Origin of the sequence: Streptomyces sp. NPDC101132 (assembly GCF_044759225.1) — a bacterium.
GTDB lineage: Bacteria > Actinomycetota > Actinomycetes > Streptomycetales > Streptomycetaceae > Streptomyces.
The window spans coordinates 60,831-74,128 of sequence record NZ_JBIVYX010000007.1; the positions used below are offsets into that span (position 1 = coordinate 60,831).

A 13,298-nucleotide genomic window follows, 5' to 3' on the forward strand; every position below is an offset into this window, starting at 1 on the left:
CTGGGTTACGGTCGGGGCATGGTCGAGGCGACGTACTCCATCGGTGGCGACTTCACCGTCCGGCGGCTGGGTTTCGGTACGGGCGGGCTGGTCGGCCCCGGCTACTGGGGCCCGCGCGGTGAGCGGGCGGCGGCCCGCGCGCTGCTGCACACCGCGCTGGACCGGGGCGTGAACCTGATCGACACGGCGGACAACTACGGTCCCGACCTGGCCGAGGAGCTGATCGCGGAGGCCCTCCACCCCTACCCGGACGACCTGCTGGTCGCGACGAAGGGCGGGGTGGTGCGCACCGGTCCGGACACCTGGCACGTCGCCGGCCGGCCGGAGCAGCTGCGGGCGATGTGCGAGGCGAGCCTGCGGCGGCTGCGGACGGACCGGATCGGCCTGTACCAGCTGCACCGGCTGGACCCGGCCGTGCCGATGGCCGAACAGCTGGGCGCGCTGCTGGAGTTGCGGGCGGAGGGCAAGATCCGGCACATCGGCCTGGACACGGTCACCGCCGAGCAGCTGGAGGAGGCGCTGAAGTACGTGCCGGTGGCCTCCGTGCAGAACCGGTACAACCTGCTCGACCGTTCCTCGGAGGCGGTGCTGGAGCTGTGCGGGGAGCGCGGGATCGCCTTCCTGCCGTGGTTCCCGCTGGGCAACGGGGCGCTGACCCGGCGCGGCGCGGCGGCACTGTCGACGGTGGCGGCGGAGCACGGGGCGAGCACCGGGCAGATCGCGCTGGCCTGGCTGCTGCACCGGTCGCCGGTGCTGTGCCCGACGCCGGGGACCGGCTCCGCGGAGCACCTGGCGGAGAACCTGGACGCGGGGACGGTACGGCTCTCCGCGCGCGAGACGGAGCTGCTGGAGGCCCTGGTCTGAGCCCGCGGCGGGCCGGCTGCGGCCCGGCGGCGGTTCCGCGAGGCCGTCGGCCCCGCAGGCCCGTCAGCCCTTCGGCCCCGCGGGCCCGTCGCCCCGTCAGCCCTCCACCATCTCCAAGAGCTTGAGGACCGTGTTCCAGTTACGGGTGGTGACGTCGAGGCCCTTGAGCCGGGAGGGGCGCAGCACGGTCTCGGCCAGCTTGGAGCGGCCGAGGCCGTCCGGGGTGTGGAGGTAGATCACCCGGTCGCCGAGGGCGTACTCCTCCGGCAGCAGGGCGTCGGCGTCGATGTCGGCGAAGCGCGCCGGGTCGGGGTCGCCGGACAGCAGGGTGGCGTGCAGCTGCCTGCCCTCCAGCTCCGCGGCGGGGAAGGGGCAGGCGTCGGCGACGGCCCGCAGGCGGGCTCCGTCGAGGACGAGGCAGGGCACCGCGAAGCCGAACTCGGCCTCGATGGCCTCCTCCAGACCCCGTGCCACGGCCCCGGGATCGGCGAGGGTGCTGTCGAAGACGGCGTTGCCGCTCTGCACGTAGGTGCGGACCCCGGTGTGGCCGAGCTCCTCGATGAGGCCGCGCAGCCGGGCCATGGGCACCTTCCTGGCGCCGCCCACGTTGATGCCGCGCAGCAGCGCCACGTACGTCGTCATGCCCCGCACTCTAGCGAGGCGGCGCGGTGCGAGACTTGCCCGGTTCGACGGCGGTCATGGCGAAGGGGTACCCGGATGGACGAGGCGCGGGCCAGGGAGGTCCTCGGAGCGGCCGGCTTCGGCGGCGGCGCGGAGCTGCTGGCGCTCGGCGAGAACGCGGTGTTCGGCACCGGGGAGCTGGTGGTCAGGGTGGGCCGCGACCCCGGGCTGCTGCCGCGCGCCGAGCGGGAGCTGGCCGTCGCCGCGTGGCTGGCGGCCGCCGGGGTGCCGGCGGTACGGGCGGCCGAGCCGGCGGCGCGGCTGGTGGACGGCCATCCGCTGACCGTCTGGCACCGGCTGCCGGCGGCGGTGCGCCCGGCCGGCCCGGAGGACCTGGCGGCGCTGCTCCGCCGGGTGCACGCCCTGCCCGCCCCGGCCTTCACGCTGCCGGGCCGGGACCTGCTGGGCGGGGTGGAGCGGTGGCTGCGGCTGGCGGGCGACGCGGTGGACCCGGCGGACGCGGCCTTCCTGCGGGCACGGCGGGACGCGTTCGCCGCGGAGGCCGCCGCCCTGGTGCCGCACCTGCCGCGGGGCCCGATCCACGGCGACGCCCTGCCGCGCAACGTCCACGTGGGGCCGGACGGCCCGGTCCTGGTGGACCTGGAGACGTTCTCCCTGGACCTGCGCGAGCACGACCTGGTGGTGATGGCCCTGTCCCGCGACCGGTACGGGCTGCCGCCGGAGGCGTACGACGCGTTCTGCGCGGCCTACGGCTGGGACGTGCGCGACTGGCCGGGCTGCGCGGTGCTCCGGGGCGCCCGCGAGACGGCGAGCTGCGCGTGGGTGGCCCAGCACGCCCCGGCCAACCCGGCGGCCCTGGCGGAGTTCCGCCGCCGCGTCACCTCCCTCCGCGAAGCCGACCCCCACCTGCGCTGGCACCCCTTCTGACCGCCGGCGCCGGGCGGCGGCCGCCCGTCCCGCCTACGCCGGCACCGCGGCCCGGAGGGGCCAGGTGCCGTCGACCACCGCGTCCGGGGTGCCCTGGCGGCGGAGGTAGGCCTGGAAGTTGGCGGCCCAGGAGGCGTGCCAGGTGATCTGGCGGGCGTGCAGACCCTCCGGCGCGAGTTCCGCCACCCCCGGGTGGCGGGCGGCTATCGCGCGGGCCACCTCGACCGCGGCCAGGGCGTCGGCCGACGCGTCGTGGGCGCCGCGCAGGGTGACGCCGTAGACCGCGCAGACCGCCTCCAGCGTGCCCCTGAAAGCTGCCGAGCGCCGACTCCGCCAGGAGCACGCGCGCGAGGTGCGGGAGCTACGCTCCTCGATCAACGTCCTCGCACAGCAGGTACAGCTCCTCACACTGGAGAACCAGCGTCTCTTCGAGGCAGCCAACCGAAACGATCGCGTTACTCGCATCGATAGCCGCTGATCGATTCGGCCTGATGGAGCACGCTATCCCGCTTGCAGAAGGTGATCTCGATGGCCATCCTCGAAGGCGGCGATGCGCCGGCCCCGCCCTACGCTCCCGATCACGAGATCGGCCGCTGAGCGAGCATCGTCAACAACCACGGGGAGCAGCGTGCCGCCTTTCGTCTACCGGATCACGAAGTACGACCCTGCCGACCGCGACGAGCACGGCAGGTACATCGGCGCTGAGGACACAGCCAGCGACCACGGACCGGTCGAGGCTGCATATCTGCAAGCGGTTGCCGCCTTCGCTGAGGACACCGGCATCGACCACCTGGCCATTCGCGAGCCCGGGATCTCCGGCCTTGCCCACTTCGGCCTGGAGCCGACGATCGACGGCCACGGCCTTTCCGGGCTCTTCCCACCAGACCTGAGCGGGTTCCACGACGGTGCGGAGGTGCCCCTCTCCGTCGGCCTGGAGCTGGTCCGTGTCATGCTCCGCGACAACGGTGCCTGGTGCCGCCTGGCGGTGGAGGACAAGTTCGACGTGCAGGTCGGCTGGGACCAGTACGTCTACGTCAGCAGCGACAAGCCCTGCGAGCGCGCCGTTGCCCACGCCCAGGCTCTCGGTCTCTTCCCGGATCGGCTGGAGGCCTCGCCCTACGACACGGACTCCGAAGAGCCCGGCGTGCAGCGGCCCGCCGACGACGACTTCTGGGCCCGTCTGCGCTGGTCCATCGCCATGCGGCACGCAGCGATATTGGAGGAGGGGTACCTCCACAACGCCTCCCGCTGGCACCGCCTCACCGAAGACACACTCGATGCCATACGCGCCCGACTCACCCCGCGTGCCCAGTTGACCGTCTGGCCTGACCTGTCCACCGATGTTGACGCGGTCCTCGCCTCGCTTCTCGGCGAAGGTCCGGTGGAGTTCGTATGGGAGGACGAGAACGGGGCTCTCTCCAGCACCATGGTCGACGAGACTGACTACAAGGAACTAGCCGCCTGGGTGGCAGGCGCCCGTGCCGCCACGGCCCTGTCTTTGACCCTCGACGAACGCCACCCGCTGTTCACCGCGGTCCTGCCCGACAGCGACGGCGTCTTGCGCGCCCGGTGGAGGACCGAGCCGACGCCAAGTGACCGGAACTGGGCCTTTCTGAAGACTCTCCACCGCGGGCAGATCTGCACCGGCACGGTCACGGAGATCGCCAGCTTCGGTGTGACCTTTGTGGATATCGGCGGCTTCACCGCGATGATCAACATTCCCGAGCTGTCCTGGCGCCGTTTCGATCACCCCTCCGACGTCGTCAGTGTCGGCCAGGAGATCTCGGCCGAGATCCTCGACGTCGACCTCGTGAGGGAGCGCGTGTCGCTGTCCCTGAAGGCGTTGCAAGAGGACCCGATGCCGCAGTTCATTCAGCAGGTCGGCCAGATCACGAGCGGCGTCGTGACGAAACTCGTCCCGTTCGGAGCCTTCGTCCGTGTCGAAGACAGAGAGGACGGCCTCGAAGGCCTGGTGCACCTTTCCGAGCTGGCAGAAGGAGACGTGAACCGGCCCGAGGACGTAGTACAGGTCGGGGACACCCTCACCGTGAAGATTGTGGACGTCGACCTTCCACGGCGTCGGATCACCCTCTCCCACCTCCAGGCTCTCGCACCCGGAGAGGGCTGAACCGCGTGGTCATCGCCTCCGGGGAATGAGCGGCCAGGCCGGCTCGACGACTGCCTTCGGATCTGCAGTCCGTCGCAGATAGGCCTGCAAAGAGACCGACTGTTCAGCCGCCGCGCGCACCTGAAGGTCATGCAGGTCCGCCAATGGCATCAGGCCGACGGGCTGGTGCTTCTCACCCATGCGTCGCACCACGCGGGCGGCAGCCACAGCATCGGCCCTCGCGTTGTGCGCGTCGCCGAGCAACACACCGTAGTGAGCACACAACGCGTGGAGGGCTCGCTTGCCCTTCCGGTACTTGTCGACGTGCTTGTCGATCACCAGCGGATCGATGACGGGCGCAGGCACACTGCCCAGCCGCTCGCTGACCGACGCGACCCCGTAGCGCCGACACTCTCGGTCCAGCAGTGACAGGTCGTAGCGTGCGTTCATCACCACCAGCGGCGTCCCAAGACGCAGCCCCTTGGCGACGGCCTGCGCGATCTCCTCAACGGCGGAGGCAGCAGGTACCCCGTGCTCGCGAGCATGGGCCGTCGAGATGCCATGGATGCCCGATGCCTCTTCTGGTATCGCCACTCCTGGATTGAGCAGCCAGGTTCGTTCCTCTGCGACGGCTCCGTCCGGATCCAGCTGCACGACCGCCGCCGTCACGATGCGGTCGGTCTCGACGTCGGTGCCCGTGGTCTCCAGGTCGAAGGCCATCAACGGCCCACTGATCCAGCTCATCACGCGGCCCTCATTCCGGCGTGGACTGCCGGCCGGCGTCGCACCTCGCCGTGAGACGCCTGAGACGCGCCTGGCGTGCGGGGATAAAAGGCCGCGTTGTACGCGACCACCACCGCGCCGCGCCGCCACAGGTCCACCAGCGCGTCGGCGACCTCGTCGGCCACCTCGCGCGCCGGGCGCCCCTCGGCCGCGGCCCGCTCGGTGCTGATGCCGTGGATGGCCGCGGCCTGTTCGGGGATCGGTATCCCCGGGTCCGCCAGCCAGTTCCGCCGGCGCGTGACCGTGCCGTCCGTCACCTCGACCACCGCGGCCGTCACGATCCGCGCGTGCTGCGGATCCGTACCCGTCGTCTCCAGGTCGAATCCGGCCAGAACTCCCCCGTGCCAGGTCATCGTCCCCCCTCACTCATCGTGGCTCCACCCTGCCACGGGCCTCTGACACCGCCGACGAGGGGGCCGGGGGACGGGCCCGGGACGTGGCCGGGACAGGGGCGGGGACGGGGCCGGGACACGACCGGGGCGGGGCCGAGGGGCGGCGCACGTGCGGGCGGCCGGGCCCGCGCCGCCCGCTCAGGAGACCGGCCGGGAGTCCTGCCAGACCGACTCGAACTCCTCGCGGTACGTGGGGAACAGCCCGTGCTCCGCGTCCCGCGGCACCCCGCCCCGGGGGCCGCCGCGCAGCACCAGGACCGGCGCCTCCATGCCCCGGGCCCGCCGCAGGTAGGACTGGACGACCGCTATTCCGCCGGTGCCGCCCTCCCCGTCGACCAGGTAGGCGGTGAAGCGCGGGGTCTCGTCGAAGACGTGGATGGCGAAGTTCGAGGGGTCGCCGAGCCGGGCCCGCACCCGGCGGACGTGCAGGATGTTCATCTCGACGGAACGGCTCAGCTCGCCCTTGCGCAGGCCCAGCTCCCGCTCCCGCCGCTTGACCGCGCTGCTCGCCGGGTTCAGGAAGAGCAGCCGCACCCGGCAGCCCGCCTCCGCGAGCCGCACCAGCCGCCGGCCGGAGTAGTTCTGCACCAGCAGGTTCAGGCCTATCCCGATCGCGTCCAGCCGGCGCGCCCCGCCGAACAGGTCCTCCGCCGGCAGCTGCCGCTGGAGCCGGACGCGGTCGGGGTGGACGGAGACCACGTCGGCGTACCGGTCGCCGACCAGGTCCTCCACGGCGTCGATCGGCAGCCGGTCCGCGGAGGGGCTGCCCGCGCCGCCGCCGAGCACCTCCAGGAGCCGGGCGGAGGCGCGCTCGGCCTGGGACAGCACGGCCTGGGACAGCGCCCGGTTGCGGGACACGACGTTCCGCGTGACCTCCAGCTCGTCCAGGGCCAGCTCGACCTCGCGCCGGTCGTCGAAGTACGGCTCGAAGCACGGCCAGTGCTGCACCATCAGCTCGCGCAGCTGCGGGAGCGTCAGGAAGCTCAGCACGTTGTCGTCGGCCGGGTCCAGCAGGTATCCCTTGCGCCGGCTGACCTCGCGGACGGCCACCGCCCGGTGCACCCACTCCTGCCCGGCGGGCCCGGCCGCGGCGACGACCCAGTCGTCCTCCCCGTGGACGGGCTCGTAGATCGGGCGCAGCACGGCGCCGACGACCGCCCGCAGCCGCTGCTCGATCAGGTTGAGCCAGATGTAGGCCCGGCCCGCGCGCTGCGCGCGGGTCCGGACCTCGCTCCAGGCCTCGGCGCTCCAGTCCAGTTCGGCCCCGGTCCCCGGCCCCGGTCCGGCCTCCGCCGGTCTGGCCAGGGAGACCGCGGCGGACGGCACGCCTCCGGGGTCGTCCGTGGGGCCGCCCTCGTGACCCGCGTCACCAGGGGGAAGCTCCAGCCCTCCCGAGCTCACCCGTGCACCGCCTTCTGCTTCCGCCAAGCCGCTCCAACGATCAAGGAAGGGTACTCCCCGAGCGGCGGGCGGTGCAGCCGGATGGCCCCGGACCTTTCCCAACTCTCCTACTGGGGCCGTCCGTTCTGTCCGGTCAGGGCGGACGGAGTGAGCGGATTCATAGCGGTCACGTCACGCGGGCTGAGCTGGAAGCCCTGCCAGTGGACGGGCATCGGCTGCTGGTCCTCGTCGCGGGCGACGTGGTGGAAGCCGATGTTGACCCACGCGATGGGGTTCTTCAGCGTCTCGCCGTTGACCCAGGTGTCCACGCTCTTGCCCGCGCCGGGACCGCAGTTGCGGATGTTGTGGGTGGCGAACTGCTCGCAGGCCTTGTACTCGGTGAAGTAGACGTCGTGGCGGGTGTAGGGCCGTCCGGGGTACTTCGCGGTCGCGCCCGGCACGATCTCGTAGGAGCGGGCGTGCCCGTCCTTGTTCTTCCCGGTGGCGCTGACCATCCGCCACCAGCGCATGGCCTTGGCGTCGCCGGCGAGCTCCTTGGTGACCTGCTTGCGGGTGGTGCGGGTCTTGGGGGTGCTGCCGTCGGCGCTCGGAGTGACCTCGGAGTCGTACTGCTCGACCTTGCCGCCGGGGGTGCCGTCGAGGGCGAAGTTCAGCCGCCAGAAGATGTTGTGGCTGTGGCTGGTGGCGTAGGCCTTGGCGCCCTCCCCGATGGGCCAGCCGCGGCCGTCGCCGGCGTCGTAGTCGGCCGGGGAGAGGCTGCCGGTGGCGCCGACGTTGGCGCTGATCATGCCGTCGTCCTGGAAGCGCCACTCGGTGATGTACTCGTACCAGCCGACCTTGTTGACGGTGTAGACGAGCAGGTCCTTGCTCTGGGCCTGCCAGACCTGGCCGGGGGTGTCGCCCGCCATCCGGTACGCGTGCCCGCGGGCCCGGGTGGTGGCGCACAGGCCCCTCACGTCGGTCTGGGACTGGTCCCAGGAGTTGACGACCTTGACGGTCTTGATGCTGCCGCCGGGACACTCGTCCGGGGCCATCTCCTGGAGGCCGCCGCCGAAGCCGGCGCCGGTGAGGTCGTCGTACTCGGCCTTGCCGTCGTCGTACGGGACGTGGATCTGGCCGAGCTTGGCGGAGGTCAGCACCATGATCGGGTTCGGCTCGCCCTGGGGCTGGTACGAGATCTGGTCCAGGACGAGGCCCGCCTCGCTCTCGTACCGCCAGCACATCCGCCAGGTGGTGCCGCCGGTGAGGGTCTGTTCGATGCGGTAGGCCTCGCTGCAGTCGGGGGTCGCGGCGGCCCGGGCCGCGGGGGCCTTCGGGTTCGCGGGGGCCTTCGGGGCCGCGGCGACGGGTGCGGCGGCCGCGCCGCCGAGGAGGGCCGAGACGGCCAGGGCCACCGCGGCGCGCCGGCGGGCGCGGTGGGCTCGGTTCACGTGCATGGTGTGGAACTCCTGTGGCAGGAAAGAGCTGAAGGGCGGGTACGACTCACCGGGGCGGTGCCACCGGGAGGCGGGATCCGTCACGAGAACGCGGAAGGCCCGGGGTGACCCGGGACGGCGGGCCGGAGTCCGGCCGGTGGAGCGAAGGGGCCTCAGAGCTTGTGGACGGTGCGCGCGCTGAGGTCGACGACGAGGGACCGCACGTCGATCCAGGGGCCGTTCTTCACCTTGAGGAACAGCCGGACGCAGCGGTGCCTGCCGCACTCGCGGAGCTCCGCGGGGCCCGGGTTCTCCGCGTTGACGCGGTAGATCAGGGCGTTCTGGAGGGCGAGCTGCTCCGGCTTGGTCAGCGCCTTGCCGGTGGCGTCCCGGTAGTCCTTGCGCAGCCCGTCGCCCGCGGGGGCGGCGATCATCAGCCGGGTGGCCTCCACGGCCTCCTCGCGGGCCAGCGGCGGCTGGACCTCGCGCTGCTTCTCGGTGGCCTCGACCTTCCCCGTGTCGAGGTTGACCGTGTACGTGGTCAGCGTGTCGGTCTTGTAGTCGTACGAACTGAGCTGGGCGCGGCGCGGCGCCCCCTTGCGCCCGACGTCCTCGGGGCGGGTCTCGGCCAGGTCCGCGGTGAGCCACTGCGGGCCCCGGCCGCCCCGGGCGTCCTCACTCTGCTGCCCGGCGCCGCCGGCCGCGAGCGTGCGCAGCCGCGCGAGCTCGCCGTCGGTCAGCGGGTCGCGGCCGACGCCCTTCGCCCCCTCGCGCGCGGGTGCCTCGACGGTGCCCGGCCGGGCGCCGGGCTGCAGGCCGCCGTCCTTCCCGGACTCCCCCGCGGCCCCTGCCCCCACGGCGTTCCGCCCGCCCTCGGCGGTGTCCGCGGCCCCGGCCGCGCCCGGCAGGGTGATGCCGATCATCACGGCCGTCCCGGTGACCGCGACGGCCGCTCCCGCCACGAGCTTCCCCAGATGGCGGCGTACTGTTATGGGCACATTTCCCCCTTACATGCATACCTGGTATGCGTGGTCACCCGGTAGGACGGTCACAAGTCCCCGCGGGTTGCCCTGGTTTCGGGGAAGATCTGGCAGGGGCCATCCGGTCGCCGGATCAGAGTGGAAGAGTCGCATTGATGCAGGTCTGGCCAGGACAGGCGTATCCCCTGGGCGCGACGTACGACGGCGCCGGAACCAACTTCGCGGTGTACTCGGAGGCCGCCAGACGCATCGAGCTGTGCCTGCTGCACGACGACGGCTCGGAGACCGCGGTGGAGCTGCGCGAGACGGACGCCTTCGTCCGCCACGCCTACCTGCCCGGGATCATGCCGGGGCAGCGGTACGGCTTCCGGGTGCACGGCCCGTACGAGCCCGAGCGCGGACAGCGCTGCAACCCCTCGAAGCTGCTGCTGGACCCGTACGCGCGGGCCATCAGCGGCCGGATCGACTGGAACGAGGCGGTGTACGGCTACCACTTCGGCAAGCCGGACTCCCGCAACGACCTCGACTCCGCCCCGCACACCATGAGCTCCGTGGTGGTCAACCCCTACTTCGACTGGGGGAACGACCGGCCGCCGCGCATCGACTACCACCACACGGTGCTCTACGAGGCGCACGTGAAGGGCCTCACGATGCGCCACCCGGAGCTGCCGGACGAGCTGCGGGGCACGTACGCGGCGCTGGCGCACCCGGCGGTCATCGGGCACCTGACCAAGCTGGGCGTGACCGCGCTGGAGCTGATGCCGGTCCACCAGTTCGTCAACGACCACCGGCTGGTCGACGACGGGCTGAGCAACTACTGGGGCTACAACACCATCGGCTTCTTCGCCCCGCACAACGCCTACGCGTCCTGGGGCGACCGCGGGCAGCAGGTGCTGGAGTTCAAGTCGGCGGTCCGGGCCCTGCACGAGGCGGGCATCGAGGTGATCCTCGACGTGGTCTACAACCACACCGCCGAGGGCAACCACCTGGGGCCGACCCTGTCCTTCCGGGGGCTCGACAACGCCTCGTACTACCGACTGACCGGCGACGCCCGCTACTACATGGACACCACCGGGACCGGGAACTCGCTGCTGATGCGGTCCCCCCACGTGCTCCAGCTGATCATGGACTCGCTGCGGTACTGGGTGACCGAGATGCACGTGGACGGCTTCCGCTTCGACCTGGCGGCCACCCTGGCCCGCCAGTTCCACGAGGTGGACCGGCTGTCCTCGTTCTTCGACCTGGTGCAGCAGGACCCGGTGGTGAGCCAGGTGAAACTGATCGCCGAGCCCTGGGACCTGGGCGAGGGCGGCTACCAGGTGGGGAACTTCCCGCCGCTGTGGACCGAGTGGAACGGCAAGTACCGGGACACCGTGCGGGACCTCTGGCGCGGGCAGCCGCGCACCCTCGCCGAGTTCGCGGGAAGGCTCACCGGCTCGTCCGACCTGTACCAGGACGACGGGCGGCGCCCGCTGGCGTCGATCAACTTCCACACCTGCCACGACGGCTTCACCCTGCACGACCTGGTGTCGTACAACGACAAGCACAACGAGGCCAACCGCGAGGGGAACCGGGACGGCGAGGCGTACAACCGGTCCTGGAACTGCGGGGCGGAGGGGCCGACCGAGGACCCGGTGGTGCTGGAGCTGCGGGCCCGCCAGATGCGGAACTTCACCGCCACCCTGATGCTCTCCCAGGGCGTGCCGATGCTCAGCCACGGTGACGAGTTCGCGCGCTCCCAGGGCGGCAACAACAACACGTACTGCCAGGACAACGAGGTGTCCTGGGTGGCCTGGCCCGAGCCGGGCAAGCCGGCGCCGGGGCTGCTGGACTTCACCCGGGCCATGGTGCGGCTGCGGCGCGAGCACCCGGTGTTCCGGCGGCGCCGCTTCTTCCACGGCCGCCCGGTGGAGGGCACCCACGACGAGCTGTCGGACATCGCCTGGTTCACACCGGAGGGCGAGCAGATGAAGGCGCGGGACTGGCAGTCCCAGCACGCGCGGGCGATGGCGGTGTTCCTCAACGGAGAGGCGATCTCGGAGCCGGGGCCGCGCGGCGAGCGCATCACCGACGACTCGTTCCTGCTGCTGTTCAACGCGAGCCCGGACGAGCTGGAGTTCACCGTGCCGGCCGGGCACGGGGCCGAATGGTGGCTCATCGTCGACACCGCGCGCGAGGACGTGCTGTCACCCGGTACCGGCCCCAGCCTGGCGGCCGGCGACCGGGTGACGCTGACGGGACGGTCCCTCGCCGTGCTTCAGCGGCCGGCGTAGTCGGGGGCGGCCGGGCCGGCGGGGTCGGTGCCGGCATGGTCGGTGCCGGCGTAGTCGGGGGCGGGGGCGCCTGGGTCGGTGCCGGCGGGGTCGGTGCCGGTGCCGGCCGGGCCGGTGTCCGCGCGGGCGTCGGGCGCGGACGCCGCCTCGAGGTCCGGGCGGCGGGTCCGGGCCGGGACGAAGGCCCTGGCCCGGCCGGTGCCCGCGCCCGGCGCCGGCATCCGGGTGAACAGCGCGAGGCCCAGACAGCAGGCCGCCGCGGCCACGGCCACCGCGAAGGCCCCCGCGGGCCCGTACCGCTCCGCCAGCCGGCCCGACAGGGCCAGCGCGAGGGCCTGTCCGGCGACCAGGGAGCTGGCGGCGAAGGCCATCGCCTCGGCGAGCCGGGACGCGGGCACGTGACGCTCGGTCAGCGCGAACGCGGTGATCAGGTGGGGTGCGTACGCGGCGCCGAGCACGGTCACGACCACGTACAGCCCGGCCAGCGAGCCGGTGAACAGCAGCGGTACGGACAGCCCCAGCGCGGCGGCGGTGGCCAGGCGCCAGCGCAGCCGCAGGCCGAAGCGCGCGGGTACGGCGCCCAGCGCGAGCCCGACGCACGCGCTGACCACGCCCATCGCCGCGTACACCAGCCCGGCCTGCCCCGGCACGCCGAGGCGGGCGGTGAGCGCCGCGATGCCGGCCTGGCAGGCGCCGAACATCGCGCCCTGGAGGAAGAGCGAGCTCCGCAGCGCGTACACGAGGCCCGGCGGGCGCCCGGTGTCCCGGGCCCGCCGGACCCCGTCACCGCGGCCCCCGGCCCCGCGGCCCCCGTCCCCGCGGCTCCCGGCCGTGACGGCGGCGGTCGGGTGCAGGGCGAAGGCGGTGCCGAAGAGGGCGACCAGGGCGGCGGCCCCGCCGAGGGCGACGGCCGGGTGGGCGACGAGCGCGGCCAGCCCCACCAGGGCCGGGCCGATGACGAAGGAGACCTCGTCCAGGGTGCCTTCGAGGGAGTGCACGGCACCCACCACGGGCGAGCCGGCCCCGGCGCGGTGCGCGAGGGCCACCGACCGGGTGCGGGCCAGCGGCCCGACGAGCGGTACGGACGCGCCGGTGAGGGCCCCGACCGCCGCGAGCGGGACGGTGGCGAGGCCCGTCAGGGCGCCGGCCACGAGGGCGGCGGTGGCCACGGCGTTCACCCCGGCCGCCGCGAGCACCACCGGCCGCTGGCCGTGCCGGTCGGCGAGGCGGCCGAGCAGCGGCCCGCAGACCACCTGTCCGGCGGAGAGCGTGCCGCCGACCACCCCGGCCGTCGCGAGCGAGCCGCTGGTCTCCGCGACCAGCAGCACGCTGCCGAACTGGGACATGGCCACGGGCAGTCGGGCGAGGAAGGAGACGAAGGGGAGGAGGGGCCCGGTCAGGGCGATGACTTTTCGGTAGGTGTCGATGGTTCCAACCACCTACCGACGGTAACCAAGCGCAGTCACCCGGATGCACTGGGCAATGGCACGGAATCGCGAAGGGTGGGTACGTAC

The 13,298-nt window shown here is 72.8% G+C and carries 10 protein-coding genes and 2 pseudogenes; 4 read left to right on the top strand and 8 right to left on the bottom strand.

Annotated features, from left to right (window positions below; translation table 11 throughout):
• Positions 1–18: 18 nt before the first annotated feature.
• Positions 19–864 carry an aldo/keto reductase gene (locus ACIQUR_RS17675; RefSeq protein ID WP_403664973.1) on the top strand — a complete coding sequence of 282 codons (846 nt, stop codon included), beginning with the start codon at positions 19–21 and terminating at the stop codon, positions 862–864.
• A 96-nt stretch (positions 865–960) separates the two neighbouring features.
• Here ACIQUR_RS17675 and ACIQUR_RS17680 read toward each other — a convergent pair whose 3' ends face one another.
• A complete protein-coding gene (locus tag ACIQUR_RS17680) occupies positions 961–1,506 on the bottom strand; it encodes a DUF1697 domain-containing protein (RefSeq protein ID WP_403664975.1) in 546 nt (181 codons plus the stop codon).
• 75 nt (positions 1,507–1,581) lie between these two features.
• Here ACIQUR_RS17680 and ACIQUR_RS17685 point away from each other — a divergent pair, with 75 nt between their 5' ends.
• Positions 1,582–2,433: a phosphotransferase gene (locus ACIQUR_RS17685; RefSeq protein WP_403664977.1), complete on the top strand. Its 852-nt coding sequence runs from the start codon at positions 1,582–1,584 to the stop codon at positions 2,431–2,433.
• A 33-nt stretch (positions 2,434–2,466) separates the two neighbouring features.
• On the opposite strand, the pseudogene ACIQUR_RS17690 reads toward ACIQUR_RS17685, so the two are convergent.
• A pseudogene (locus ACIQUR_RS17690) lies at positions 2,467–2,733 on the bottom strand (3'-5' exonuclease); the annotation flags it as partial.
• Positions 2,734–3,061: 328 nt separating this feature from the next.
• Here ACIQUR_RS17690 and ACIQUR_RS17695 point away from each other — a divergent pair.
• Positions 3,062–4,561, top strand: a complete 1,500-nt coding sequence (locus tag ACIQUR_RS17695; protein ID WP_403664979.1) for a S1 RNA-binding domain-containing protein — start codon at positions 3,062–3,064, stop codon at positions 4,559–4,561.
• A 9-nt stretch (positions 4,562–4,570) separates the two neighbouring features.
• Here ACIQUR_RS17695 and ACIQUR_RS17700 read toward each other — a convergent pair whose 3' ends face one another.
• The 5 genes and pseudogenes from ACIQUR_RS17700 to ACIQUR_RS17720 form a co-directional block, all read right to left on the bottom strand.
• The gene (locus ACIQUR_RS17700) at positions 4,571–5,284 is read right to left on the bottom strand and encodes a 3'-5' exonuclease (protein WP_403664981.1); all 714 of its coding nucleotides are present in this window, start codon (positions 5,282–5,284) and stop codon (positions 4,571–4,573) included.
• An 85-nt stretch (positions 5,285–5,369) separates the two neighbouring features.
• Positions 5,370–5,676 (bottom strand): annotated as a pseudogene (locus ACIQUR_RS17705) (exonuclease domain-containing protein); the annotation flags it as partial.
• A 177-nt stretch (positions 5,677–5,853) separates the two neighbouring features.
• Positions 5,854–7,116 carry an SAV2148 family HEPN domain-containing protein gene (locus ACIQUR_RS17710; protein WP_403664983.1) on the bottom strand — a complete coding sequence of 421 codons (1,263 nt, stop codon included), beginning with the start codon at positions 7,114–7,116 and terminating at the stop codon, positions 5,854–5,856.
• A 107-nt stretch (positions 7,117–7,223) separates the two neighbouring features.
• A complete protein-coding gene (locus tag ACIQUR_RS17715; RefSeq protein WP_403664985.1) occupies positions 7,224–8,552 on the bottom strand; it encodes a copper amine oxidase in 1,329 nt (442 codons plus the stop codon).
• Between the two features lie 152 nt (positions 8,553–8,704).
• Complete coding sequence (locus ACIQUR_RS17720; RefSeq protein ID WP_403664987.1) at positions 8,705–9,529, bottom strand: Tat pathway signal sequence domain protein; 825 nt, start codon at positions 9,527–9,529, stop codon at positions 8,705–8,707.
• 137 nt (positions 9,530–9,666) lie between these two features.
• Between ACIQUR_RS17720 and glgX the strand changes: the two genes are divergently transcribed.
• Positions 9,667–11,784, top strand: a complete 2,118-nt coding sequence (glgX, locus tag ACIQUR_RS17725; protein ID WP_403664989.1) for a glycogen debranching protein GlgX — start codon at positions 9,667–9,669, stop codon at positions 11,782–11,784.
• Here the strand turns inward: glgX and ACIQUR_RS17730 are convergent.
• Positions 11,769–13,223 (bottom strand): MFS transporter, encoded by a 1,455-nt coding sequence (locus ACIQUR_RS17730; RefSeq protein WP_403664991.1) that lies wholly within the window; start codon positions 13,221–13,223, stop codon positions 11,769–11,771. The two genes, glgX and ACIQUR_RS17730, sit on opposite strands and share 16 nt — an antisense overlap.
• Positions 13,224–13,298 lie beyond the last annotated feature (75 nt).

Coding starts and splice junctions, on each gene's coding strand:
- ACIQUR_RS17700 (WP_403664981.1), bottom strand. CDS start 5,284: ATGAGCTGGATCAGTGGGCCGTTGATGGCCTTCGACCTGGAGACCACG.
- ACIQUR_RS17685 (WP_403664977.1), top strand. CDS start 1,582: ATGGACGAGGCGCGGGCCAGGGAGGTCCTCGGAGCGGCCGGCTTCGGC.
- glgX (WP_403664989.1), top strand. CDS start 9,667: ATGCAGGTCTGGCCAGGACAGGCGTATCCCCTGGGCGCGACGTACGAC.
- ACIQUR_RS17675 (WP_403664973.1), top strand. CDS start 19: ATGGTCGAGGCGACGTACTCCATCGGTGGCGACTTCACCGTCCGGCGG.
- ACIQUR_RS17680 (WP_403664975.1), bottom strand. CDS start 1,506: ATGACGACGTACGTGGCGCTGCTGCGCGGCATCAACGTGGGCGGCGCC.
- ACIQUR_RS17715 (WP_403664985.1), bottom strand. CDS start 8,552: ATGCACGTGAACCGAGCCCACCGCGCCCGCCGGCGCGCCGCGGTGGCC.